The following is a 23,623-nucleotide window of genomic DNA, read 5'->3' as shown; positions in this document are numbered from 1 at the left end:
TCTGCCGAGACGACCGTGTTGGAAGGAACGACCCCACTGTGATCGACAACCTCTCGGGTGACGACAACGGCCTGTGGATCCGCAGGTTCCACCCGCGCCCGGACAGCGAGGTGCGGCTGGTGTGCCTGCCGCACGCCGGCGGCGCCGCGAGCTACTTCTTCCCCCTGTCCAAGGCGATGCCGTCGTTCGCCGAGGTGCTCAGCGTCCAGTACCCCGGCCGCCAGGACCGGCGCAACGAACCGCTCATCGACAGCATCCCCGACCTCGCCGACCGGGTCTACGCCGCGCTGTTGCCCTGGGCGGACCGCCCGCTGGCGTTCCTGGGCCACAGCCTGGGCGCCTCGCTGGCCTTCGAGGTGGCCCGGCGCTTCGAACGGGAGAAGGACATCGTCGCGGCCGGGCTCTTCGCCTCCGCCCGCCGGGCGCCCTCCACGCACCGCAGCGAGACCGTGCACCTGCTCGACGACCGGGGCCTGGTCGCCGAGGTCGACCGCCTCGCCGGCACCGCCTCCGGACTGCTCCAGGACGAGGAGGTGCTGCGGATGGTTCTGCCCGCCATCCGCTCCGACTACCGGGCCGCCGAGACCTACGTCTACGAGCCGGGGGAGCCGCTGCGCTGCCCGGTCCTGGCCATGACCGGCGACGCCGACCCCAAGGTGACGCTCGACGAGGTCGCCGCGTGGGAGCGCCACACCGAGGGCCCGTTCGAGCTCAAGGTCTACCCCGGCGGTCACTTCTACCTCGCCGACCACCAGGCGGCGGTGACCGAGGAGATAGCCGGCCGGCTGCGGCAGGCATGAGCGAGCGCGTGGGCCCGCCCGGCATCAGCCGGGCGGGCCCACGCGCGTCGCGCCTACGACTCCTGCCGGTCGCTCTGGACCTTGCCCTCGTGCGAGGCCCAGTCCCCGAAGGCCGCCGCGCCCGAGCCCTTGCCGCGGACGCTGCTCAGCCGGCCGTCCATGCCGAGCACCACCGCGACGTTGCGGCCGCGGGAGTCCTGGACGAGGGCGGCGGTGCCGCGGTGCGGTATGCCCTGCTCCAGCCAGGGGCCCGGACGCCCGGAGCCGGCGGACAGCCGGATACGCCCCTTGCCGTCCCGGGCGGCGAGCACGGTGTCGTTGCCGGCCTGGGCCAGCGCCACCCGCCCGTAGCCGCTGATCGGCTCGCACTGCGACGTCACCCGCCAGCCGCCGTTGTCCTGCCGGTCGGAGACCAGCACACGGGAGGTGGCCGGCTGGCGCATGGCCAGGCGCAGGCCGCCGCCGGACAGCGCGGCGAGCGACAGCGGTCCGGTGGCGGCGGGCAGCCGCGTCGGCTCGGCCATGTTCAGCGGGCTGCCCGGGCCGTCGGACATCCAGTGGTGGACGGTCTTGACGTCGGCCGCCACGACATGAAGGCGGCCCTTGGCGTCGAGCACCGCGTCCAGGCCGTCCTCGGCCTTCACCGGCTGCTCCGAGGTGGGCAGCTGCTCCCACTCCGACCAGTCCTTGCCGTGGGCGCCGGTGCACAGGCTGACGCCGCCCGCCCAGTTCTTGACGAGCACGTGGACCATGCCGTCCTTGTCGGCGACGGCGACGGGGTAGCCGACCTCGATCGACCGCTGGGGGTCCTCCTCGGGCGAGCGCAGCGACTCCCACGGGCCGAACGCCGGGGCGCCGCCGGGCGTCCTGCCGGTCTGCCGGGTCGTGACGATCTCGCGCCGGTGCGCCTGGTCGGCGGTGGGCAGCACGGTCCGTACGGAGAACAGCTGCAGCGTGCCGTCCGCGTGGCGCAGCGCCTGCACCTGGCCCTCCAGCATGCCGCCGTCCACGGGGACGGGCTTGGACCAGACGCCGCCGCCGGCCCGGGTCTCGGTCCAGCACTGCACCTGGCCGTCGAGGAGCGCGAAGGCGGCGAGCCGGCCGTCGGGCAGCGGCTGCACCCAGCGCTGGGTGCCGGTGGCGCGGTGGCGGAGGTTGTCGGACCAGCGGGTGTCCTTCGAGCGGTTGCCGACCTTGCGGTCGCCGCAGCCGGCCGGGTCGCCGCAGTCCTTGCCGTCGGCCCAGCCGTAGATGTCGAGGATCTTTATCTTGTGGCGGGTGGTGGCCGCGTCCAGGCTGTTGGGGAGCGTGGCGACCTCGTAGCCGACGTAGGTGTCGACGGCGGTGGGCCGGGAGTGCTTGCGCCCCCAGTACTGGGCCAGGGCGGCCTGCGCGAAGTAGGCGGAGGTCGTGTGGTCCTGGTGGTCGTACTTGGCTATGCCCTGCAGGACGGGCGGGGTGTTGGGGTAGTGGGGTTCCTTGGGCAGGTGCGTGGGGTTGGGGTCGAGCGTGCGCACGACCGTCGGCTGGTAGCGCTCCAGCACGGCGGTCAGCGTGTCGATCACCTGCTGGCGGTTGTACTGGAAGGTCCGCTTGACCGGGCTCGCGGCGGGCACCAGCGTGGTGAGCCTGGGCGCGGCGCCGAGCCACAGACCCCTCAGGCTCTCCTGCCGGGGGGCCTTGATGAAGCGGGCCTCTATCAGCTCCATGAAGATCAGCTGGACCTGCGGGGCGGCCTTGAGGGTCTGCAGTTCGACCTCGAAGCCGGGCAGGAGCGTCAGCGTCTCCACGGTCCACGGGCTGAGCCAGTCGCCGGTGGCCATCTGGGCGGTCGCCTCGCGCAGGCCGTTCATCCGGGCGCGGACGAACTCCGGCCGCTTCTCCGGGAGTTTGGCGTAGCCGGGGCTGCGGGCGAGCGCGTTGCGGCCGTCGGACTCGCCGCCGGTCATGCAGACGGTGACGGTCGGGGCGCCGCTGCGTATGGACTGCTCGAGCTCGGGGTTCATGAAGTACAGCGAGTCGTCGGCGTGCGCCATGATGTGGACGAACGACTCGTTGGTGGCGGCCTTCGCCGGCCGTGCGGGGAACTCCCCCGGCCGGCGGCTCTTCCCGGAGCCGGGAGCCAGCCACTGCCAGGCGCCCACCGCGCCCGTTCCGACGACCAGGCCTCCGCCCGCGACCTGGAGGACGCGCCGACGCGGTATTCGCCCTGGCACAGGGGTGTCTCCTTCTTCTCCTGCGCCAAGTGAGCGCGGCCGTGAAATGGAAAGAGGGCGATTAGCACTAATCGCCCGCTGATCATGAGTTCGATCCTATGATCCGCAAGCCCCTGTTTCCCTGCTGTTGTGTAACAGCCATGCCACGGCGAGGCATAGATTCTGAGGCGATTGGGCAACGTGGAGCGAAGCTCCTCGCGCCGCTACGGTCCGTCTGCGGACGGCTCCATGAGGTGATGCCCGCCGAGGGGTGCGGGCACTCCGCTCAGGCCGGTCCGCGGTCGTTGAGGATCTTGTGGTAAAGGACGTGGTCCCGCCACTCCCCGTCGATGTGCAGGTAGTTCCGCGCGGTGCCGATCAGCTCGAAGCCGCACTTGGCCAGCACCCGCTGGGAGGCGGCGTTGGCCACGACGGTCCCGGCCTCGATCCGGTGCAGCCCCAGCCGCTCGTCGGCGTCACGGCACGCCGCCGTCACCGCGGCGGTGGCCAGGCCCTTGCCCGCGTGCTCCGCCGCGACCCAGTACCCGAGATTGGTGCTGCGCCACGCCCCGTGCACGATGTTGGCGAGGTTCACCAGCCCCACGATCTCGCCCCGCCCCCCGTCCTCCGCCAGCACCCAGGGCATCACACGCCCCGCCGCGCGCAGCGCCAACAGGTCCTCCAGCCGCGCCGCCTGGCCCTCGGCCGTGAAGAACGCCTCGCTCCGGCCCGGCTCCCAGGGCCTGAGGTGGTCCCGGTTGCGCGTGTACGCCCGGGCGAAGGCCGCCGCGTCGTCGAGGGTCACCGGGCGCAGCACGATGTCCGAAGTGAGGGCATGGAAGTCAGCGATCATCCGCCTACCGTAAGGGCGGCGGGCGGCCTCGGCCGTCCCGGGGACCCCGGGAGCCACTCTCGTCATACCCCGGTATCACCCTCCGGTTGGCTCCCCGGGTTGACGCCCGGCGACCCACCCCCTTCCTACGTTCTCCCTCGTCACCACCTACGAGGGAGTTCACACATGCGCCGCTTCAAGCGCACGCTGGTCGCCGCGGCCGTCGCCACGACCGTCATGGCCGGCACGGCCGGCTGGGCCGTCGGCGGCGAGCAGACCGTCGTGACCGGCCCGCCGGCCGGCGCCGCCGCGTGGCGCGCGGACCACTCCCTCCCCGACCCCGAGGCCGCCCCCGAGGACATCGCCCGCTTCTTCGCCGCCCTCCCCGAGGCGAGCCGGCACGAACTGGCGTCCCGTCACCCGCTGGTCGTCGGCAACCTCGACGGCGCGCCCGTGGCACTGCGCTACGAGGCCAACCGCCTGGCCCTCACCACCGAGCGCGACCGGGAGCGTGCCCGGGCGGCCGACCGCTCCCTCGGCGCGCCCGAGCGCCGCCGGGCCGGCGACCTCGCCGACCGCTACACGCGGCTGCTCGGGCCCGGACGGCAGATCCTCGCCTTCGACCCGCGCGGGCGCGGCCAGGTCGCCGAGGTGTACGGCGACTGGACGGCGGCCCGGCACACGGCGGTCGTCGTCCCCGGCTCCGACATCGACCTCGCCTCCTTCGACCGCACCCACGACCGGTACGGCACCCCCGCCGGAATGGCCCGCTCGCTGCGCGCCGAACTGGCCCGGCAGGCCCCCGGCATCCCCACCGCCGTGATCGCCTGGGCCGGCTACACCACACCGGTCGGCGTCGGCCTCGACGCCGCGACCGGACGCCTCGCCGAGGCCGGCGCGCCGCGCCTGGAGCGCCTGCTGGCCGGCCTCTCCGCTCTGGGCACCGCCGCCACGCCGCCCGCCGTCTTCTGCCACAGCTACGGTTCGGTCGTCTGCGGCCTGGCCGCCCACGACATCGACGGCACCGAGGCCGCCGACCTCGTCGTCCTCGGCAGCCCCGGCATGCGCGCCGACTCCGCCGCCGGCCTGCGCACCGGCGCCCGGGTCTGGGCGACCCGCCGCAACAGCGCCGACTGGATAGGCCGCGTCCCCAACGTCAGCGCCTTCGGCCTGGGCCACGGCGGCGACCCGACGGCGGCGGAGTTCGGGGCGCGCCCGGTCCCCTCCGACGGGGCGCACGGGCACAGCGCCTACTTCGCGCCGGACACGCGGTCGCTGCGGCACTTCGCCGAGATCACGCTCGGGCGGTACGCCGATGTCCGCTGACGCCCATGCGTCGGAAGCGCCGTGACGTGACGTCAGAGGCGCCGGTCGAGCAGGAACTCCGAGAGGGCGACGAGTTCACCGACCGCCTCCGGCGCGAACGTCCCGCCCGCGAGGCACCGGCGGGCGGCCGCCGCGTGGCGGCGGGCCGCGACCTCGGCGGCGTCCCGCCCGCCCGCCTCCTCGACGAGCCCGGCCGCGTGGCGAGCGGCTCCGGCGTCCAGCGGGACCCCGGAGCCGAGCAGCGCCTCCAGGGAGCGGGCGGCCGGGCCCGCCCCGGCCAGGGCCGCGAGCACGGGCAGGGTCTTCTTCCCCCGGCGCAGGTCGCCGTGCACGGGCTTGCCGGTGACCTCCGGGTCGCCCCAGATGCCCAGCACGTCGTCCACCGCCTGGAAGGCGGCGCCCAGATGCCGCCCCGCCTCCGTCAGCGCGTCCACCCGCCGCGGCGAGGCGTCGGCGAGCACCGGCCCCAGCGCCAGCGCGCCGGCGAGCAGCGACCCCGTCTTGCCGGCCACCATGGCCTCGTACTCCGCCACCCGCACCGCCTGAGGGCCCGCCCATGGCCGGGACTCGAAGAGGAGGTCGTCGGCCTGACCGTGCAGCAGGTCGCGCAGCACGCCGGACAGACAGCGCACCGCCGCCGCGCCGTGCGCGCCCTCCGCCCGGGCCAGCGTCTCGACCGCCAGCGCGAACAACGCGTCCCCCACCAGGACCGCCGGGCCGGTGCCGAACGCCTTCCACGCGCTGTCGCGGTGCCGGCGCCGCTCGTCGCCGTCCATGACGTCGTCGTGCACCAGCGAGAAGGTGTGCACCAGTTCCACGGCGACCGCCCCGGCGACGACCGCCTCCTCCGGGGCGCCCACGGCCTGCCCGCCGAGCACCGCCAGGGCCTGGCGGACGCCCTTGCCGCCGCCGCCCGCGGCCGGCGTGCCGTCGGCCTCGCACCAGCCCAGCGCGAACGAGGCCATGCGCCGCGGCCAGGGGTGCAGGCTTCCCACGGCCGCGCGCAGGGCGGGCTCGACCCGCTCCCGGCAGCGGTCGAGGACCTGGAGCGGGCCGGTGTCCGGCAGTGCGAGGCCGGTGCGGGGCGTCACGCGGAGACCCCGAGCTCCGCGCGGGCCTTCGTGACCATCTCCCGGGCGTGCAACAGCCCCAGGCCGCCGAGCGTGCGGTCGAGTTCGTCGAGGTCGGCGGCGGTCTCCGCCGTGTCCCGCCCGAGGCGGGCCCGCGCCTTGACCAGGCCCAGGCCGGCCAGCGCGGTGCCCCGCGGCTCGCCCATGGCGCGGAACTCCTCCAGGGCCCCGGCGTAGGTCTCGCGCGCCTCCTCGTAACGCCCCGCGCGGAAGAGGACGTTGCCGCGCATCTTGTGGTTGTAGGCGAGGGCGCTCACCAGCCGCATCTCGCGGCAGGTGCGCTCGGCCCGCGCCAGCAGCTCCAGGGCGCGCCCGGTCTCGCCCCGCAGGGAGAGCACGTCGGCTATGCCGCGTAAGGCCCAGGCGTGGCCGCGCGCGTCGTCGGCCTTCTCCGCTATCGCCGCCGCCTCCTCGAACATCTCCAGGGCGGTGTCGTACGAGCCGGTGTTGCGGTGCATCTGGGCGATGCCCTCGAGCGCCCACACCGTGTGCCGGGCCTCGCCCCGGCGCCTGGCCTCGGCCAGCAGCTTCTCGTGCAGCTCGCCGACCGCCTGGTAGTCGCCCTGGATGCGGCCGGTCTCGGCCAGTCCCGCCAGCGAGTAGCCCCGGGCGACGACGTCCCCGCCGTGTTTGGCGAGTTCGGCGGCGATGGCCAGCCACCGCCGGGCCAGGGCCAGGTCGCCGCGCTGCCGGGCCAGGGTGCCGCCGCTCCACACGGCCCAGGCCATCGCGCCCTGGTCGCCGGCCCGCCGTGCCGAGCGGTAGCTCGCCTTCCAGGCCCGCTCGGCCTCCTCGATCCGGCCCAGCCGCCGGCTCGCCTCGGCCACGGCGAGACCCGCGTGCGCCGCGTCCAGCGCGGATCCGGCCCGTTCGGCCTCCTGCCGCTGTGCGACGGCCTTGTCCAGGACCTCCTCCAGGGAAGAGTTCACCGAGAGCGCGCCGAGCGCGCCGCGATATTCGGGCGCGAACGCCTTGCCGTACATGTGGTGCCTCTCTTCGTGACGGGGCGGCGAGGGCTGACGGGCACGCCGTCCGGCCCGTCTCCCACCGTTGATCACGAAGCTATGGCCAACACCCCGGGCCCGTAATCCGTCCCTGAGGTGGTCCCGTGTACCTCTGAGGACTGGTGGCCGAAGGACATGTCATACGTGAGATGTACGTGTCCGGACAGCTGATAGCTTCTCCGCGTTGATCTTGCGTTCGCCGAACGTAGGTCAGCTGTTCGCGGAATCGTTACTTTGTTTAAGGATGCACCATTGCTCCGGCACCGCCGTTTACCCCGTCTGGCGCGCTGCGCGACGATCTCGGCCGTCGTCCTCGCCGCCCTTCCCGCGGCCCCCGCCTTCGCGAGCCCGTCGCCCACCCCGCACCTCGACGCCGTGGAGAAGACGCTGCGTCAGGTCTCGCCGGGCCTCGAGGGTGACGTCTGGCAGCGCACCAGCGGCAACAGGCTGGACGCCTCCTCCGCCGACGCCTCCGACTGGCTGCTGCAGAGCCCCGGATGCTGGGGCGACGACACCTGCGCGGACCGCCCGGGCACCAAGCGGCTGCTGGCGAAGATGACGGAGAACATCTCCAAGGCGAAGCGCACGGTCGACATCTCCACCCTCGCGCCCTTCCCGAACGGCGCCTTCCAGGAGGCGATAGCCGCCGGCCTCAAGGCCTCGGTCGAGGCCGGTAACAAGCCGCGCGTACGGGTCCTCGTCGGCGCCGCGCCCGTCTACCACGTGAACGTGCTGCCCTCGAAGTACCGCGACGACCTCCTGGCGCGCCTGGGCAAGGCCGCCGGCGGCATCACGCTGAACGTCGCGTCGATGACGACGTCGAAGACCAGCTTCTCCTGGAACCACTCCAAGCTGCTCGTCGTGGACGGCGAGTCGGCGATCACCGGCGGCATCAACAGCTGGAAGGACGACTACGTCGACACCACCCACCCGGTGACCGACGTCGACCTCGCCCTGACCGGCCCCGCCGCCCACTCCGCCGGCCGCTACCTGGACCAGCTGTGGAGCTGGACCTGCCAGAACAAGGGCAACGTCGCCAGCGTCTGGTTCGTCTCCTCCGGCGGCGACTGCATGCCCACCATGCACAAGGACGCCAACCCCACCCCCTCCGCGCCCACCGGCGACGTCCCGGTGATCGCCGTCGGCGGCCTGGGCGTGGGCATCAAGGACCGTGACGCCGCCTCGGCGTTCGACCCGAAGCTGCCGACCGCTCCGGACACCAAGTGCGTCGTGGGCCTGCCGGACAAGACCAACGCCGACCGCGACTACGACACGGTCAACCCCGAGGAGAGCGCCCTGCGCGCGCTCGTCGGCAGCGCCGAGCGCAGCATCGTGATCTCCCAGCAGGACCTCAACGCCACCTGCCCGCCCATCGCCCGCTACGACATCCGCCTCTACGACCAGCTCGCCGCGAAGATGGCGGCCGGCGTGAAGGTCCGCATCGTCGTCAGCGACCCCGCCAACCGCGGCGCGGTCGGCAGCGGCGGCTACTCGCAGATCAAGTCCCTCGCCGAGATCAGCGACACCCTGCGCAACCGCCTCGCCCTGGTCACCGGCGACCAGCAGAAGGCGAAGGCGGCGATGTGCTCCAACCTCCAGCTCGCCACCTTCCGCAGCTCGCCGGGGGCGAAGTGGGCCGACGGCAAGCCGTACGCGCTGCACCACAAGCTGGTGTCCGTGGACAGCTCCGCCTTCTACATCGGCTCCAAGAACCTCTACCCCTCGTGGCTGCAGGACTTCGGCTACATCGTGGAGAGCCCGGCGGCCGCCAAGCAGTTGGAGGCCAAGCTGCTCGACCCCGAATGGACGTACTCGCAGCAGGCCGCCACGGTCGACCACGCGCGCGGGGTCTGCACCGGCTGACCCTGTGACGACCTGATGCCCGGCGTCCCCACGCCGGACCGGGAGTGCCCGTGCCACACAGGTGCGGGCACTCCCCTTTTCGTTCAGACATTCTCGTTCGAATACCGGAGAATTATCCGATCGTATTCACTCCTTGGTGAAAGAATTTCTTTCCGTGTGGCGTTTGATGCAAGCATGCGCTCGCTTCAACCGACGAGCGAGGAATTCTGGAGACTCAATGGAGCCATGTGAGGGAAGTGTGGTCCGCCGCTGGGGAGCGGCACTGACCGCGTCGGCCGCCGCCGTGGCGGTCGCCCTCCCGCCGGCCACCGCCCAGGCCGCGGGGGGCCCGACGGGAATCGGCGCCAAGGGCGCGTACCTCGACCGGGGTCCGGACGGAAAGCCGTGGGGCAAGGCCGCCGACACCCGGCGGCAGATGGCCAGCACCACCAAGATCATGACCGCCGTGGTCGTGGTCGACGACTACGCGGGAGCGCTGCACCAGCAGGTCGCCGTCAAGCAGTCCTACCGCGACTGGGTGCAGCGCAACCAGGCCAGCACGGCCGACCTGCGCACCGGCGACGAACTCACCGTGCGGCAGCTGCTCTACGCGATGATGCTCCCGTCCGGCTGCGACGCCGCCTACGCCCTCGCCGACACCTTCGGCGACGGCGCGACGGAGCAGGAGCGCACCGCGTCGTTCGTGGAGAAGATGAACAAGAAGGCCCGCGCCCTGGGAATGCGCGACACCCACTACGACTCCTTCGACGGAATCTCCGCGCGCGGCACCAATTACTCCACCCCGCGCGACCTGGCGAAACTCGCACGGCACGCCCTGGGCGACGGCACGCTCACGACCGTGATGAAGTCGATGAACACCCAGCAGAAGGCGGCCAACGTCAACCGCCTCTACACCTGGTACAACACCAACAAGCTGCTCGGGTCGTACGACGGAGTCGTCGGGCTCAAGACCGGGTCCACCCGGGCGGCGGGCCCCTGCCTGGTCTTCGCCGCCCGGCGCGCCGGCCGTACGGTCGTCGGGGTCGTGCTCGACGACCGCACCGGCCGCTACCCGGACGCCGCGAGGATGCTCGACTACGCCTACGGCTCACGCACCGCGCTCAAGCTCCGCGAGCTGCCCATGGGCGCCCACGAGGACTGACCCCCGAAGGGGCCGACGGTCCGTGCGCCCCCCGGGCGGGGGAGCGCGGACCGCCGGCTCAGGGCTCGTTGGAGGGGCGCGGCGAGGGCAGGGTGTCCATCGGGGCCCGGTGCCGGACGCGCTCGACGGGGTGGCAGTAGTCCAGGCCGGCGAGGGGATCGCCGCGGAAGAAGCGGGTCATCAGGTCCACCAGCTCCGCCGGGCGCTCGAGGTGGACGAGATGGTCGGCGTCCTTGAAGGTGGTGAACCGGGCGTCCGCGAGCCGGGTGGCCGCCTCCCGGCTCAGCGCGGGTGTGCTCAGCGGGTCGTGCTCACCGGTCGTCACCAGGGCCGGGACGCGCACGGACGGGCCGCCGGGAAGCCGCGAACACGACAGCAGTCGCTGGGAGTTCTCCTTGTACTTGGCGAGGTCGTCCGGCGTCATGTCGTACAGGGCGCGGCTCAGACACCGGGCGATCGCGGACCGCCGGGAGACCGTGACCAGCGGTGAGACGCACAGCATCGTCTCGATGACGCAGTCGACGAACTCCGCCCGCCGTCCCTGCTCCGCCATGACGAGCGTGCGCTCCACCCGGGCCCGTACGTGGTCGGCCAGATGGGACATGGTGCCCACCAGCCCGAGCCGTTCGGCTCGCCGGGGATGGTCTCGCACCCACTGGTAGGCCACCGCGCTCCCGTACGAGCCGCCCAGGACGTTCACCGGGGACGGCGCCACCTTGGAGAGCAGCTGGTCCAGCGCCTCGGCGAGGAAGTCGAAGCCGTACCGGGCGGGCAGCCGGTCCGCGTCGCCCCAGCCGGGCAGGTCGACGGTGATGACCGTGGCCGACTCCAGGAAGCCCTGCTCCAGCCGGCCCCAGGCGTTCTGGTGCTGGAACGCGCCGCCGACCAGGACGACGGGCGCCATTCTGGCGTCCGGCTGATGGATGACCCGGCCGCTGTAGGCGTAACCGTCGAGGGTGAGCGGAATGACCTCTTCCAAGAGTGCGGTACGCGTCGGCACGGCCGGTCTCCGTTTCGTGGGGGAGCTTCACCAGAGGAAACGAGGGGCGGCGGTGGGACGTTACTGCCCGTAGGCCCGGCGGTCCCCGGGCACGGGCGGCCGTCTCACGGCCGCAGCGCGAGCACCTCCGCGTGGATCAGAGCGGGCAGCCGGTCCGCCAGTCGGCGGTGGGCGTGATCGGTCACCACCGTCACCACGGCGGTCGTGTCGTGCAGGAACATCGTCACCGCCAACGGGTGGCCGGGGCTGAGCGGAGGCAGCCCCGCCAGCCCGGCCAGCCACGCGCCGCCCAGGCCGAGCGGGCCCGCGTACGTCGCCGCGCTGCTGCACAGCAGCGAGGAGTGGAAAGGGGAGTCGGCGTAGCGGCCGAGCACGTCGCCCAGCACGCTGTGCCGTCGCGGCCGCGACGCCACCAGGCGGGCCTGGGCCCGCGCCCGCTCCTTGAGCGCCGCGCGCCGGGTGAAGCCGTCCACCGCCGCCAGCCGCCGCCGGACGTCCCCGCCCAGGGGCAGCGGCACGCGGACCGTGGCGTAGCGGTTGCCCAGCACCGCCGCCTCGTCCGCCGTGCGCACGTCGACGGGCACCATCGCGCACACCCCCGGCAGCGGCAGCCGCCCCACCGCCCCGGCGGTGCGCAACGCACCGGCGGTCGCGGCCAGGAAGACGGCGTTGATCGAGGCCCGCCCCGCCGACAGCGCGCCCCGGGCCGCGCCCACGTCCGCCATGGACAACCGGCTCCAGGCCACCGCCCGCCGGGAGTCCACCGCGCCGTGGAACGGCAGCGGACGCCCCCGGGGAACCATGTCCGCCAAGGCCCGGGCCCAGGCGGCCCCGGGCGCGGAGGAGGCCGCCCGCGCGAGGGACTCCCGGCCCGGCCGGGGGCCCGGCAGGGCCGCCACCGGGGCGTCGAGGAGGGTGCGCAGCAGCGTGATGAGCGAGACCCCGTCGAGGAGCGCGTGATGCGCGCGCAGCAGCAGCGCGAAGCCGCCGGCGGCCGGCAGCAGGTGCAGCTGCCAGGGCGGCCGGCCCGGACCCAGGGGCTGGGCGAGCAGCCGGGCGACGACCGCCTCCGCCGGTGCCGTGGCGGCCCCCGGCCCCTCCACGACATGGTCCCCGGCGGCGAAGGGCGGACCGGCGACCCACCTCGGCCAGGCCCGGGGCCCGGCGGCCGCGTCCGGCGTCAGGCACAGCCGCTCGTGCGCCCCCCAGCGGGCCGCGACCCGCTCGCGCAGCCAGGCGGTCGGGGGAGGAGCACCGTCGAACCAGGCCATGACGCCGACGGTCATGCAGATCGCCCCGCTGCTCTGGTGCCGGTACAGCCAGGCGTCCAGCGGCGGCATGGCCGCTCCCGCCGGCCGGCCGTCGGCCGGAGCGGCCGGCGGGGCGAGAGCGGGCGCGGGCGTGTGCGGTGTCATGAACGCTTCCTCATCCGTGGCTGTGGCGTGGTCCCTTCGGGCCGTCCGGCACTCACCGGCCGGTCTCCGCGACCGCCCGGGCGACGGCCCCGGCCCCGTCCTCCCGCCCCAGCCGCCCGGCCAGCTCGACCGCGCGCCGGCCGAAGCGCGGATCGCCCGTGGCCCGCCGCAGGGCCCCCGCCAGCCGGCCCACCGTCAGGTCGGCGAACGGCAGCACCCCGGGGCTCACCCCCAGCCGCGCCAGCCGGGCGGCCCACCACGGCTGGTCGGTCAGGACCGGCACCGGCACCGCCGGCACGCCCGCCCGCAGGCCGGCCGCCGTGGTGCCGGCCCCGGCGTGATGGACCACGGCGGCGGTGCGCGGCATGAGCCACCCGTGCGGGAGCGGACCGACGGTGATGACGTCGTCGCCGGCCACGGACAGCCCGGCCCAGCCGGACTGGACGATGCCGCGCAGCCCCGCCTGCCGCAGGGCACGGACCGTCAGATCGCTCAGCCGCTCGGAATCGCCGGGCATCATGCTGCCGAAGCCCACGAACACCGGCGGCGGCCCGGCCGCGAGGAAGTCCGTGACCTGCGCGGGCGGCTGCCAGTCGGCGCACTCGTGCGGCCACCAGTAGCCCGCGACCCGCAGGCCCGGGCGCCAGTCCGCCGGGCGGGGCACCACCGACGGGCTGTAGCCGTGCCAGATCGGCCACCGCTCGCGCTCCCGCTCCCGGCGCAGCCGGTGCGCGCTGCGGTGGGCCAGCCCGAGCCGGAGATGCAGGCTGCGGTTCGCGGCGGCGTACAGGGCGTCCAGCACGCCGTTCGCGCCGTACCCGCGCAGCCGGTTCGCGTACCCCGGCGGCCTCAGGGCCATGGTGCAGGGCGAGAACGCCGAGGTGGGCGCGTCGGGCTGGAGGAAGACGCCCATGCTCGCGATGCCGTGGTAGCGCGCCACCACCCGGCCGATCGGGGCGGCGATCGACGACAGCAGCACCAGGTCGGCCTTGGGGTCCAGAGCGGCCAGGATCCCGTCGACGAGCGCGAGCGCGGCCCGCTCGACAGCGCGTGCGAAGTCCAGCAGCACGCGCGGCGAACGGGCCGCGCCATCGGCCCGGCTGTGCACCCCCAGCAGTTCCTCGAACGGGTCCGCCTCCAGCGGCCGCATGCCCAGGCCGCAACACGTCACCGCCGGGGCGAACCTGGCGTGGGTGACGAGCTCCACCTCGTGGCCCTCCGACCGCAGCCGGTGCCCGAGGCCCGTGTAGGGGGCGACGGAACCCGTCGTACCCGCTGTGATGATCTGGATGCGCATGTCCTCGGCCCTCCCGCCGCCCTGCCGGGACAACGACAGGGCCCCCGGACCGGATACGGCACCCGGCTACTTCGCCGCCCCCTCGGGCACCGGCAGCGGGCCGGCCGCGCACGACATGTCGCGCTCCGGCGCCTTGCCGTCGAGGAGGTAGGACTCGACGACGCCGTCCACACAGGTGTTCCCCGACATGTACGCGCCGTGGTCGCCGCCGCCGGTCACCGTGACCAGACGCGACCCGCGCAGGGCACGGTGGGCCCGCAGGGCGCCCTCGTAGTGGGTGGCCGGGTCGTGCTCCGAGTTGAGCATCAGCGTGGTGGGCAGGCCCTTGCCGGTCACCTTCACCGCGGGCGCCGGGGACGCGGGCCAGGCCGCGCAGACCGAGGCGAAGGCGAGCTCGCGGGCGCCGATCAGCGGCAGGTCGCGGGCGTCCTCGCCGCCCTTGCGCACCCAGTGGCCGGTGTCACGGGTCCACGGGGTGTCGTTGCAGGTCACCGAGAAGTACTCGGCGAGGAACTCCGGGCTGAGGTACTCGCCGAACACCTTGCCCACCAGCTGCTTCTCCGCCGGGGCGGCGGCGTCCCAGTGGTCGAGCGCCACGAGGCCCCGGGCCAGCGCCGGGAAGCCGTCCTTCGCGTTGTACATCGTCCGTATCGCGCCGTTGTCGAACTGGTTGGGGCCGATGACCACCGAGCCGGCCGTCACCGGGTGCTCGCGCAGCGCGGCCCGCCGCCGCTCCCAGGCGGCCTTGACCTCCTCGACCGTACGCCCGTAGTGGTAGACGTCGTCGTACTTCGCCAGCCAGGGCAGGAAGTCCTGCTCGAAACGGCGCTGGAAGCTCTTGGGCTGGCCCGTCATGAACTCCTCCCAGGTGCCGTCGAAGGCGATGTTGCTGTCCAGCACGGCCCGCTCGACGCGCTGCGGGAAGAGCGTGGCGTAATAGGCGCCGATCATCGTGGCGTAGGACGCGCCGTAGTACGCGATCCTGGGCGCGCCCAGCAGCGAGCGGAAGAGGTCCATGTCCCGCACCGTCTGCTCGGTGTTGAGGTAGGGCAGCAGGTCCCCCGTGCGGGCCTTGCAGCCCTCGACGAACGCGCGCGACTTCCGCAGCACGGCGTCGATCGCGGCGGGGGAGCGGTCGCGGTAGTCCCCGGCCAGGAAGTCGGTGAACTCCGCGTCGGTCTGGCACACCGCCCGGGTGCTGCGCCCCACCCCGCGCTGGTCGAAGCTGACCACGTCGTAGGCCGCCCCCACCGCCGGGGACCTGCGCACGACCTCACCGGGTCGCGCCAGCCCGCTGCCGCCGGGCCCGCCCGCGGCCATCATCAGCACGCCGCGCCGCTTGCCGGGGTCGCTCGCCCGGTGCCGGGAGACCTCGACCGAGATGTCCGCGCCGGTGCCCGGGCGGTGCCAGTCGCGGGGCACGGTCATCGTCGCGCACTCCAGCGACGAACCTTCCTCGCAGGCCCGCCAGTCCAGCTTCTGCCCGGCGTAGCGGGCGGGCACCGCCGAGCGGGCCTGGGCGGGCGACGCCGGAAGGGCGGTGGCGGCGACGGCCGCCACCAGAGCGCTCGCGGCGACGGCCGCCCGCCGCGACGACTTCCCGAACGTGAACATCGATCCTCCTGGGCAGTGTGAGTACGGCGTCGATACTTCCGCGCCGACCGGTCACGATCGATCCCTTCAGTGCCCGTCCTGGGGGTGGCACCAATGCCACCCCCGCGTCACGTCCCACCGTCCGGAGAGAGGACCCCGATGGACATCGCCGCACTGCGCGAGGACACCCCCGGCTGCGCGCATCGCGTGCACCTCAACAACGCCGGCGCCGCGCTCCTGTCCCGCCGCACCCTCGACACCATGACCGCCTACCTCGAATTCGAGGCCCGCATCGGAGGCTACGAGGCCGCCGCCGAGCGCCTCGCCGACATCGAGGCGACGTACGCCGCCGTCGCCCGACTCGTCGGCGGACGCCCCGAGGAGGTGGCTCTGTTCGACAACGCCACCCACGCCTGGGGGGCCGCCTTCTACTCCCTGCGCCTGCGGCCCGGCGACCGGATCCTGACCGGGCGTTCGGAGTACGGCAGCAATGTGCTGGCCTATCTGCAGGTCGCCCAGCGCACCGGCGCCGAGGTGGTGGTCGTCCCCGACGACGCCTTCGGACAACTCGATACCGAGGCCCTGGCCGGCCTCATCGACGAGCGCGTCCGGCTGGTCGGCGTCAGCCATGTCCCCACCGGCGGCGGCCTCGTCAACCCGGTCGCCGAGATCGGCCGGATCACCCGCCGGGCGGGGGTGCCGTTCCTGCTGGACGCCACCCAGTCCGTCGGCCAGTTCCCCGTCGACGTCGAGGAGATCGGCTGCGACATGCTCTGCGCCACCGGCCGCAAGTTCCTGCGCGGCCCGCGCGGCACCGGCTTCCTGTGGATCCGCTCCGGGCTCGCCGACGGGCTCGAACCGCCCGTCAACGAGACGGCCGCGGCCATCTGGGACGGCAAGGACGGCTACACCTGGCGGCCGGGCGCACGGCGCTTCGGGACGTGGGAGATGAGCTACTCCAACGTCCTGGGTCTGGGCAGCGCCGCCCGGCAGGCCCTGGAGCTCGGCCTGGACGCCATCGGCGAGCGCGCCCGGGGCCTGGGCGCGGCCCTGCGGGAGCGCCTCGACGCCGTGCCGGGCGTCACCACGCACGACCGGGGGCGCGAGCGGTGCGCCCTCGTGACCGCCACGGTCGAAGGGTTCGCCGCCGACGAGGTCAAGGCGGAGCTGGCCCGGCACGGGATCAACGTGACCGTCACCACCCCGGAGACGTCGCTGTACCAGAGCGAACCGCTGGTGCGGCTCTCGCCGCACTACTACAACACCGAGGACGAGCTCGACCGGGCCGTCGCCGTGCTCGCCGGCCTCGCCGGGAGCGCTCAGCCCAGGTAGTCGATCTGGTAGATGTGCAGCGTCTTCGTCTGGTGGCCCAGATAGATGACGGCGAAGACCTCGTCCAGCACCAGCATCCGCATGATCCCGTCGTCCTCGCCGTACGGGACGGTCGCCGCGAAGGGGTCCGTGCAGGCGGCGGCGAGGACGTCGCTGAGCTGCGCGCTCACCGGCGGCGGGAGCGAGTCCCAGACGGCGGCTATCGTCGCATCGTATTTGAGCGCGTACACCCACCCAGGGTGTCAGCTCCAGGCGGCTCCGCGGGCGCGAACGAGGGCAGCGTCCTCCTGCACCTTTCGGGTGATGTCGATCCAGTCGCCCGGGACGTCGCCGCCCGCCGCCTGCGCCGCCGCCGCCTGCCGGCCGCGTTCGACCGCGGCGAGGGTGCGTTCGGCGATGCCCTGCCACTTCGCGAAGACGGCCAGCACCTCGTGCGCCGGGGCCCGGCCGATCTCATGGACGAAGCGGCGGGAGAGGTCGGGACTGCCGAGGGCGTCGCGAATGCGCTCGATGCTCCACACCTGGCCGGTGCTCATGGGTCCTCCCCGCGTAGGCGGCTCGACCGCCCAGAGTAGCGAAATCGCTCTCGCCGTATCAGGGGAACCCGAGTGGTGCCTGGGCACTGCCGGGCGACGGGCGCCGGCTGCCGGATGAAGGCCACGCTGTGGAACGTCTGGCGGCCGTAGAACCCGGCCGGGAAGCAGGACGCCGCGCCCCGGCAGTCGGGCGTGTCGTAGAGATGGGCGGGCCGGTCGGTCTCGTTCCCGGTCACGCCCTGGGCGTCACCCGAACGATTCCCCCGGCGTCCCGTAGACCCTCCGGGCGTTGCCCGCCGCGATCATCGCCGCCACCCGCTCCGCGTCCCGGGCCCGCCAGGCGCCCTCCTCCACCCAGCCCGTCAGCAGCCGCGTCAGGGACCGGCGGAAGAGCTCGGCGCCCACCACGTACAGCTCCGGCAGCCCGTAGGCGTCCGTGGAGAACAGCAGCTTCCCGAACGGGGTCAGCTCGGCCGTCTCCGCCAGCACCGCCTCCGCCCGTGCGCCGGTGTGGGACAGCGACAGGCCCACGTCGGCGTAGACGTGCGGGAAGACGGCGGCCAGGTAGCCGGCGTTGCGGTGGTAGGGGTAGCCGTGCAGCAGCACCAGCGTGCAGCCCGTGGACCGTACGGCCTTGACGAAGTCGGTGAGCAGCAGGGGATCGCAGCGGTGCAGCCGCAGGTCGGGGTCGCCGAAGCCGGTGTGCAGCTGGAGCGGCAGGCCGGTGTCGGCGGCCGACCACAGCAGATGGCGCAGCAGGACCGGGTCGGCCAGCCGCTCGCCCGGGGCCCGTCCGGCCAGCCACCGGCCGGCGGCGGAGCGCACCTCGGCGGGTTCCGGCCGGGCGGGCGCGAAGTCCAGGCCGTGGCGGTAGCCGACGACCGACTTGAAGCCCACCGCGCCGGCCGCGGCGTCCGTCACGGCCGTGGCGAGGCCGTCGAGGAAGGAGGAGACGCCGCCGGCCGTGTCCGCGGCCCGTTCGGCGAGCGGCTCCAGGCGGACGATTTCGTGGCAGGCGGCACCGCTCGCGGCCGCCAGCTCGGCGGGCGTGGTCAGATCGCCGGTCAGCCCGGTGTCCACCAGGTAGTCGGCGATGCCGGCGGCGCCCAGCAGCCGGCGCGTGGCCTCGGCCGGGCCGAGTTCGTGGCGGCGCCGGAGGTACTCCTCCGGCGGGCAGTGCGGCTCGAGCCCGAGCAGCGGCGGGCACCAGCGGCGTACGGCGAAGCCGAGCTGGGTGTCGAAGAAGGTGGTGCCGGGCGCGGCGGGCGCGTCGGACTCGGTGAGGAAGGACTCGAAGGCCTCGGCGGACAGCCCGGAGCGGGCCACGCCGTGGCAGTGGTGGTCGACCAGCGGCGGCACGTACGGGCCGGTCATGTCAGTACCGCCGGCGGGTGGCGGCCACGACGTCCTTCGGCGCGAGGCCCTCGAACAGCTTCACCTCGCCCGCGCGGACGGCGGCGATCGCCTCGAACAGCGGGTCGCCGAGCGCCGTGCGCAGCAGGTCCGAGCGCCGGAAGTGCTCCAGCGCCTCGGCCAGGGACGTCGGCAGGCGCTCCTGGCCGCCGGTGAGGGCCGGGTCGCCGGCCGCCGGGGGCGGCAGCCGGAGCCCCTCGTCCAGCCCGGCCAGCCCGGCGGCGACGACCGCGCCGGTGACCAGGTACGGATTGGCCGCCGCGTCGAAGCACTTGACCTCGGCGTTGGCGGCCTCGGTGTCGTCGGGCGCGCCCGTGACGAAGCGCAGCGCGGCCTCGCGGGCCTCCAGGCCCCAGCAGCGGTAGACGCCGGCCCAGCGGGAGGGCTCGAGCCGCAGATAGCTGGCGGGCGTGGGAGCGCCGAGCGCCAGCAGGGCGGGGAGCTCCCGCAGGATCCCGGCCAGGAAAGCTTCGGACTCGTCGGTCATGCCGAACGGGCCGTCACCGCCCCGGCACAGGTTCCGCTCGTCCCGCCACAGGCTCAGGTGCAGATGGGCGCCGTTGCCGACGCCTCCCGGCTCCACCACGGGAGCGAAGGAGGCGTCGAGGCCGTGCCGGTGCGAGACCGCGCGCACGGTCTCGCGGACCAGGACGGACAGGTCGGCCGCCCCCACCGGGTCCGAGGGGGCGACGGACACCTCGAACTGGCCGGGGGAGTACTCGGGATGGATCTGCAGCACCTCGACCTTCTGCGCGCTCAGCGCGTCGAGCACGTCGTGCAGATAGTCCGACAGTTCGACGATCCGCGTCATGCCGTAGGCGGGGCCGGAGCAGCCGTAGCGGGGTGGTTCGTGGCCGTTGGACCGCATGACGACCCACTCGGTCTCGAACCCCATGCGCAGCCGGAGCCCGCGGGCCGCCGCGGCGTCCGTCATGCGGCGGGCGAACTGCCGCTGGCAGGCGACGTGGGGCGTGCCGTCCTGCGCGTAGCGGTCCACCGGCGCCCAGGCCCAGCCGGGCTGGGCGGCGAGCACGGTGAGCCGGTCCAGGTCGGGGAAGAGCCGCAGGTCGCCGTCCGGGCCGCCGAGGTACCGGCTGGTGACCGCGGAGTCGTCGACGAGGTAGGTGTCGAAGCACGGTGACGCGCCGACGCCCCGGCGGGCGGCGTGGGCGAGCCTGCCCGTCGGGACGGCCTTGGTACGGGAGATGCCGGCGTTGTCCACCCAGGTGAGGGCGACGCCGCGGACGTCCTGCGCGGTGAGCTGAGCGGCTGCCTGCCGGGCCGCCGACTCCGCCCGTTCCCGTTGCTCCACGGCCGCTCCTCCGCTCGAAGGCCCTTCGGGCCCGGGGGTCTGGTCGAGATCTGTCCGTATTACACCCCACGCGCGGTGGCGGAGGTGCGGATACGGCCATGTGCGGGGCGCCCTCGGTGCGGCGGCCGCCGGCTGCTGCCGGCGACCGCCGGGCGGGTGGCGCGGGATCAGCGCAGCGAGGTGAGCTTCTTCAGGTCCTTGCTCGTCTCGGTGGCGGCCGTCGGCCCGGCACCGCAGTACTCGGCCTCGAGCAGCGCGTTGGGGTCACCGGCCCAGTCGCCGTTGAAGTTGAACGCGGCGGTGTGGCGGCCGTCGGGGGTGCCGGAGGCCATCGAGGTGGAGCCGTGGATACCGCCGCCGTGGAACCAGATCGTCACGCCGCACGACAGCTTGCCCGTGGAGAGGCCGAGACCGTACCCGGCGCCGATCTCCTTGTCGCTTGTCGGCACGGCGGTGAGGAGCTCCCGCTGCTGGCGCTCGGGGAGCAGGTCGCCGCGCAGCAGCGCGCGGTAGTAGCGGTTGAGGTCGCCGGTGGTGGAGATGATCTCGCCGGCCGCCCAGCCCCAGGAGGGGTTGAGCTCGGTGACGTCGTGGATCTTCGCGTCGGGCGCGGTGGCGAACAGCTTGCTGTATCCCCTGCCATGGGGGCCGGGCACGCGGGCCGAGGTGCCGGGCAGGGTGGTGGAGCGCATGCCGGCCTTCTTGAGGATGCGCTTGTCGACCTCGGAGGCGTACGAGTGGCCGGTCACCTTCTCGACGATCATCCCGGCGAGGACGTAGTTGGTGTTGGAGTAGTGCCAGCCCTTGCCCGGCTCGAAGTGGGGCTCGTGCTTCATCGCCGTGGCCACCAGCTGCGCGGGCGTGCGGGTCTCGTAGCGGTGCTCGAGGAAGCCCGTGCTGATCTGCTGGAAGAACGCGGGGTCCTCGGTGTAGTTGAAGACGCCGCTGGTGTGGTTGAGGAGCTGCCGGATGGTGATCCGGCCGCCGTCGTGGCCGTTGCCGTGCACGACGCCGGGCAGCCGGCGCTCGACGCTGTCGTCGAGGTCGAGCCTGCCCTCGGCCTCCAGCTGCAGCAGCACGGTGGAGACGAAGGACTTGGTGATGCTGCCGATGCGGAAGCGGTCCTGGGGGAGCCGCTCGCGGCCGGTTCCGCGGTCGGCGACGCCGGCGGAGGCGTTCCAGACGCCGTGCGCGTCCTGCGCCTGTCCCAGGACGCCGGGAACCCCGGCCTTCACCTGAGCCTCCATCATGGCCCGGGTGGCGGCGTGCCGGTCGTGGTCCCGGCCGGTGTCGGCCGAGGCGGTGGTGGTGAGGGCCGTGGTGGCCAGCGCCGCGGCCAGGGCCGCCGCCGTCAGTGCTCTGCGTATCGTCCGTGCGGTCATCTGCCTGCCTCTCCCTGCGAGGAAACCTTCAAAGGGCTGTACAGCGGGGAGGACTCCGTCAACGTCCCTGGCGTTGAGAGGCGGTTGAGGGGATTCCGGTGGGGGGAGCGGGTTTCGGCCATTGTTCTTATCAGACCACTATCTACCGAGATGTCGTACTCCACTCCGTAATCTCACTCGATCGACGGAATGCACGTAAGGTGAGTGACCGACTACGCTGGATTTGTGGCGTTCTGGGGTCGTGCTGCCGTGATGCAGCCCGTGATGCGGGCTGTCATCGTGCTGCTGGCCTCCGCCCTGATGGTGCTGTCCGGTGTGACGTCGGAGTGGGTGGAGTCCGCCTCCGCCCGGGAGAGGGCTCCCGCCTCGGCCCCGGCGTCGGACGGCTCGTCCGACGACGCCGCCTGCGTGCCGGAAAGGCGCGTTCCGCGTCCGGGGAGGGCGGGGCGGCCGGTGGGCGGACGCTCGCCGGTCCCGACGGCCGCCATCGGAGGTGCCGGGGGGCTCGCCTGCGGGCAGCCGCCGGCCCGGCCCGGCGAGGCCGCCGTCGCCCCCGGTCACGCCTGTCATTCCGTCCTGCGCTGCTGAGCGGAACCACGTCCCCCGCCCTGTTCGAGGGCCGGGGGCGTCGTTCGTGTACCCGGATTCCGGCATGCCAGCAGTACGACAGCAGGAGTGACGTCATGCGCATCGATCCCGCGCGTGCGCTCGGCGCCTATGTGCGCGCCGAGGCCTATCGCACCCACCGACCCGAACCCGAGCCGGAGCCCGCCCCGGTCATCGTGGAGGAACGCCCCGAGGTTCCCGCGTCCGAGGCGGGAGCCGGCCATCGCTCCCCGGCCCGCAGGCCGGGGGTGCTCGCCCGGCTGCTCTTCCTGCGTCAGAAGTGAGGCCGCCGGGGGCGGGTCGCAGGGGGGTCCGGACCACCGGAACCCCCCTGCGGAGTGACTTTAAGGTAAGGCTAACCTAATATCGCTTCCGTCCGGCGGGTTCAGCCCCCGATCGGACGGCCCCACCCCTTGTACTTCTGACTTCTTTTCGACGCCCGGAGCATTCGATGACCTCGCCCAACCGCCTTCTCCTGTCCGCCCCGCGCCGCGCGGCCCAGGCTCTCGCCGCTGTGGGTGCGGCCGCCCTGCTCCTGACCGGCTGCGGCTCGGACTCCGACAAGGGCAAGGACGAGGCGAAGACCGAGGCGGGCGGGGGCGGCACCCGTACGATCAAGGACGCGACCGGCACCGCGGTCAAGGTCCCGGCCAACCCCAAGCGCATCGTCACCCTCACCCAGGAGGACCTGGACGCGGTGCTCGCGCTCGGCCTCAAGCCGGTCGGCATCACCAACGGGCAGGGCCTGAACAAGCCCCCGGCCTACCTCGAGGACAAGGTCAAGGGCATCAACGTCGTCGGCAATCTGCTGCAGCCGGTGATGGACAAGGTCATCGCCGCCAAGCCCGACCTGATCCTCGCCGGTGACATGCAGGACCAGCAGGTCCTCAAGCAGCTGCGCGAGATCACCCCGGCCACGCTGGTCACCATGGCCCCGACCGACGACTGGAAGCTCTCCTTCCGGGGCATCGCCAACGCCGTCAACGGCATGGACAAGGCCAACAAGGTCATCGCCGACTACGAGGCCAAGGCCAAGAAGACCGGCGAGGAGCTCGGCGACAACAAGGGTGCCGAGGTCAGCATCGTGCGCTGGAACCCCGACGGCCCGAGCTGGATGGAGAAGAAGCAGTTCGCCTCCGGCGTCGCCCTGGACATGGGCCTCAAGCGGCCCAAGGCCCAGGACAAGGACGGCAACGCCCACACCCCGGCGCTCAGCCTGGAGAAGATCAACGAGATCGACGGCGACTGGCTGTTCCTGTCCACCCTCACCGCCGACGGCGAGAAGGCGCTGAAGGACGTCCAGGAGAAGCCCGCGTACAAGGAGCTGAACGCGGTGAAGAAGAACCACGCCGTCACCGTGAACGGTTCGGTGTGGTCCACCCGCGGTGGCCCGCTGGCCAGCCTGGCCGTCATCGACGACATCGCCAAGGCGCTGAAGAAGTAGCC

At 73.4% G+C, this 23,623-nt stretch carries 21 protein-coding genes; 8 read left to right on the top strand and 13 right to left on the bottom strand.

Going from position 1 to position 23,623, the window contains the following annotated elements:
• Positions 1-41 precede the first annotated feature (41 nt).
• Complete coding sequence (locus AB4K12_RS21220) at positions 42-800, top strand: thioesterase II family protein (protein ID WP_368435706.1); 759 nt, start codon at positions 42-44, stop codon at positions 798-800.
• Positions 801-853: 53 nt separating this feature from the next.
• Here the strand turns inward: AB4K12_RS21220 and AB4K12_RS21215 are convergent, their stop codons facing one another.
• Entirely contained in the window at positions 854-3,016 is a 2,163-nt protein-coding gene (locus AB4K12_RS21215) for a PIG-L family deacetylase (protein ID WP_368435682.1), read from the bottom strand.
• 265 nt (positions 3,017-3,281) lie between these two features.
• Positions 3,282-3,848: a GNAT family N-acetyltransferase gene (locus tag AB4K12_RS21210; protein WP_368435681.1), complete on the bottom strand. Its 567-nt coding sequence runs from the start codon at positions 3,846-3,848 to the stop codon at positions 3,282-3,284.
• Positions 3,849-4,013: 165 nt separating this feature from the next.
• On the opposite strand from AB4K12_RS21210, the gene AB4K12_RS21205 reads away from it, so the two are divergent.
• The gene (locus tag AB4K12_RS21205) at positions 4,014-5,153 is read left to right on the top strand and encodes an alpha/beta hydrolase (protein WP_368435680.1); all 1,140 of its coding nucleotides are present in this window, start codon (positions 4,014-4,016) and stop codon (positions 5,151-5,153) included.
• Between the two features lie 32 nt (positions 5,154-5,185).
• On the opposite strand, the gene AB4K12_RS21200 is transcribed toward AB4K12_RS21205, so the two are convergent.
• Both AB4K12_RS21200 and AB4K12_RS21195 read right to left on the bottom strand, forming a co-directional pair.
• A complete protein-coding gene (locus tag AB4K12_RS21200) occupies positions 5,186-6,244 on the bottom strand; it encodes a polyprenyl synthetase family protein (protein ID WP_368435679.1) in 1,059 nt (352 codons plus the stop codon).
• Positions 6,241-7,266: a tetratricopeptide repeat protein gene (locus tag AB4K12_RS21195; RefSeq protein WP_368435678.1), complete on the bottom strand. Its 1,026-nt coding sequence runs from the start codon at positions 7,264-7,266 to the stop codon at positions 6,241-6,243. The genes AB4K12_RS21200 and AB4K12_RS21195 overlap by 4 nt, the downstream gene beginning before the upstream one ends.
• 273 nt (positions 7,267-7,539) lie before the next feature.
• Here AB4K12_RS21195 and AB4K12_RS21190 point away from each other — a divergent pair, with 273 nt between their 5' ends.
• Both AB4K12_RS21190 and AB4K12_RS21185 read left to right on the top strand, forming a co-directional pair.
• Positions 7,540-9,150, top strand: coding sequence for a phospholipase D-like domain-containing protein (locus AB4K12_RS21190; protein ID WP_368435677.1), 1,611 nt, complete (start codon positions 7,540-7,542; stop codon positions 9,148-9,150).
• A gap of 217 nt (positions 9,151-9,367) precedes the next feature.
• On the top strand, positions 9,368-10,291 hold the full coding sequence (locus tag AB4K12_RS21185) for a D-alanyl-D-alanine carboxypeptidase family protein (RefSeq protein ID WP_368435676.1): 924 nt from the start codon (positions 9,368-9,370) through the stop codon (positions 10,289-10,291).
• A gap of 58 nt (positions 10,292-10,349) precedes the next feature.
• Here the strand turns inward: AB4K12_RS21185 and AB4K12_RS21180 are convergent, their stop codons facing one another.
• From AB4K12_RS21180 to AB4K12_RS21165, 4 genes are all read right to left on the bottom strand, one after another.
• Complete coding sequence (locus tag AB4K12_RS21180) at positions 10,350-11,291, bottom strand: alpha/beta fold hydrolase (RefSeq protein ID WP_368435675.1); 942 nt, start codon at positions 11,289-11,291, stop codon at positions 10,350-10,352.
• Between the two features lie 104 nt (positions 11,292-11,395).
• The gene (locus tag AB4K12_RS21175; RefSeq protein WP_368435674.1) at positions 11,396-12,706 is read right to left on the bottom strand and encodes a wax ester/triacylglycerol synthase domain-containing protein; all 1,311 of its coding nucleotides are present in this window, start codon (positions 12,704-12,706) and stop codon (positions 11,396-11,398) included.
• Positions 12,707-12,758: 52 nt separating this feature from the next.
• Positions 12,759-14,003, bottom strand: coding sequence for a glycosyltransferase (locus AB4K12_RS21170; protein WP_368435673.1), 1,245 nt, complete (start codon positions 14,001-14,003; stop codon positions 12,759-12,761).
• Between the two features lie 66 nt (positions 14,004-14,069).
• Positions 14,070-15,617, bottom strand: coding sequence for an alpha/beta hydrolase (locus tag AB4K12_RS21165; protein WP_368435672.1), 1,548 nt, complete (start codon positions 15,615-15,617; stop codon positions 14,070-14,072).
• Between the two features lie 138 nt (positions 15,618-15,755).
• Here AB4K12_RS21165 and AB4K12_RS21160 point away from each other — a divergent pair, with 138 nt between their 5' ends.
• The gene (locus tag AB4K12_RS21160) at positions 15,756-16,928 is read left to right on the top strand and encodes an aminotransferase class V-fold PLP-dependent enzyme (protein ID WP_368435671.1); all 1,173 of its coding nucleotides are present in this window, start codon (positions 15,756-15,758) and stop codon (positions 16,926-16,928) included.
• On the opposite strand, the gene AB4K12_RS21155 is transcribed toward AB4K12_RS21160, so the two are convergent.
• The 5 genes from AB4K12_RS21155 to AB4K12_RS21135 form a co-directional block, all read right to left on the bottom strand.
• Positions 16,916-17,158 carry a hypothetical protein gene (locus tag AB4K12_RS21155; RefSeq protein ID WP_368435670.1) on the bottom strand — a complete coding sequence of 81 codons (243 nt, stop codon included), beginning with the start codon at positions 17,156-17,158 and terminating at the stop codon, positions 16,916-16,918. The genes AB4K12_RS21160 and AB4K12_RS21155 overlap by 13 nt on opposite strands.
• A gap of 12 nt (positions 17,159-17,170) precedes the next feature.
• Positions 17,171-17,464 (bottom strand): hypothetical protein, encoded by a 294-nt coding sequence (locus AB4K12_RS21150; RefSeq protein WP_368435669.1) that lies wholly within the window; start codon positions 17,462-17,464, stop codon positions 17,171-17,173.
• 246 nt (positions 17,465-17,710) lie between these two features.
• Positions 17,711-18,838 (bottom strand): amidohydrolase family protein, encoded by a 1,128-nt coding sequence (locus AB4K12_RS21145; RefSeq protein WP_368435668.1) that lies wholly within the window; start codon positions 18,836-18,838, stop codon positions 17,711-17,713.
• A gap of 1 nt (position 18,839) precedes the next feature.
• Complete coding sequence (locus AB4K12_RS21140; protein WP_368435667.1) at positions 18,840-20,189, bottom strand: glutamine synthetase; 1,350 nt, start codon at positions 20,187-20,189, stop codon at positions 18,840-18,842.
• Positions 20,190-20,356: 167 nt separating this feature from the next.
• Positions 20,357-21,571 carry a serine hydrolase domain-containing protein gene (locus AB4K12_RS21135; RefSeq protein ID WP_368435666.1) on the bottom strand — a complete coding sequence of 405 codons (1,215 nt, stop codon included), beginning with the start codon at positions 21,569-21,571 and terminating at the stop codon, positions 20,357-20,359.
• Between the two features lie 264 nt (positions 21,572-21,835).
• On the opposite strand from AB4K12_RS21135, the gene AB4K12_RS21130 reads away from it, so the two are divergent.
• The 3 genes from AB4K12_RS21130 to AB4K12_RS21120 all read left to right on the top strand — a co-directional run bounded on the left by AB4K12_RS21130 (position 21,836) and on the right by AB4K12_RS21120 (position 23,621).
• On the top strand, positions 21,836-22,159 hold the full coding sequence (locus AB4K12_RS21130; protein WP_368435665.1) for a hypothetical protein: 324 nt from the start codon (positions 21,836-21,838) through the stop codon (positions 22,157-22,159).
• A 95-nt stretch (positions 22,160-22,254) separates the two neighbouring features.
• Positions 22,255-22,461: a hypothetical protein gene (locus AB4K12_RS21125; RefSeq protein ID WP_086566078.1), complete on the top strand. Its 207-nt coding sequence runs from the start codon at positions 22,255-22,257 to the stop codon at positions 22,459-22,461.
• 167 nt (positions 22,462-22,628) lie between these two features.
• Positions 22,629-23,621, top strand: coding sequence for an ABC transporter substrate-binding protein (locus AB4K12_RS21120; RefSeq protein WP_368435664.1), 993 nt, complete (start codon positions 22,629-22,631; stop codon positions 23,619-23,621).
• Positions 23,622-23,623 lie beyond the last annotated feature (2 nt).

It is taken from the genome of Streptomyces sp. C36 (assembly GCF_040932295.1).
GTDB lineage: Bacteria > Actinomycetota > Actinomycetes > Streptomycetales > Streptomycetaceae > Streptomyces > Streptomyces triculaminicus.
The sequence above is the reverse complement of the archived record's forward strand: the minus strand, read 5'-3'. Positions and strand labels throughout refer to the sequence as shown.

What these genes read in the sequence shown, in the direction of transcription:
- AB4K12_RS21210 (WP_368435681.1), bottom strand. Translation starts at nt 3,848, where the DNA reads ATGATCGCTGACTTCCATGCCCTCACTTCGGACATCGTGCTGCGCCCG.
- AB4K12_RS21205 (WP_368435680.1), top strand. Translation starts at nt 4,014, where the DNA reads ATGCGCCGCTTCAAGCGCACGCTGGTCGCCGCGGCCGTCGCCACGACC.
- AB4K12_RS21195 (WP_368435678.1), bottom strand. Translation starts at nt 7,266, where the DNA reads ATGTACGGCAAGGCGTTCGCGCCCGAATATCGCGGCGCGCTCGGCGCG.
- AB4K12_RS21185 (WP_368435676.1), top strand. Translation starts at nt 9,368, where the DNA reads ATGGAGCCATGTGAGGGAAGTGTGGTCCGCCGCTGGGGAGCGGCACTG.
- AB4K12_RS21175 (WP_368435674.1), bottom strand. Translation starts at nt 12,706, where the DNA reads ATGACACCGCACACGCCCGCGCCCGCTCTCGCCCCGCCGGCCGCTCCG.
- AB4K12_RS21170 (WP_368435673.1), bottom strand. Translation starts at nt 14,003, where the DNA reads ATGCGCATCCAGATCATCACAGCGGGTACGACGGGTTCCGTCGCCCCC.
- AB4K12_RS21165 (WP_368435672.1), bottom strand. Translation starts at nt 15,617, where the DNA reads ATGTTCACGTTCGGGAAGTCGTCGCGGCGGGCGGCCGTCGCCGCGAGC.
- AB4K12_RS21160 (WP_368435671.1), top strand. Translation starts at nt 15,756, where the DNA reads ATGGACATCGCCGCACTGCGCGAGGACACCCCCGGCTGCGCGCATCGC.
- AB4K12_RS21150 (WP_368435669.1), bottom strand. Translation starts at nt 17,464, where the DNA reads ATGAGCACCGGCCAGGTGTGGAGCATCGAGCGCATTCGCGACGCCCTC.
- AB4K12_RS21145 (WP_368435668.1), bottom strand. Translation starts at nt 18,838, where the DNA reads ATGACCGGCCCGTACGTGCCGCCGCTGGTCGACCACCACTGCCACGGC.
- AB4K12_RS21135 (WP_368435666.1), bottom strand. Translation starts at nt 21,571, where the DNA reads ATGACCGCACGGACGATACGCAGAGCACTGACGGCGGCGGCCCTGGCC.
- AB4K12_RS21130 (WP_368435665.1), top strand. Translation starts at nt 21,836, where the DNA reads ATGCGGGCTGTCATCGTGCTGCTGGCCTCCGCCCTGATGGTGCTGTCC.
- AB4K12_RS21125 (WP_086566078.1), top strand. Translation starts at nt 22,255, where the DNA reads ATGCGCATCGATCCCGCGCGTGCGCTCGGCGCCTATGTGCGCGCCGAG.
- AB4K12_RS21120 (WP_368435664.1), top strand. Translation starts at nt 22,629, where the DNA reads ATGACCTCGCCCAACCGCCTTCTCCTGTCCGCCCCGCGCCGCGCGGCC.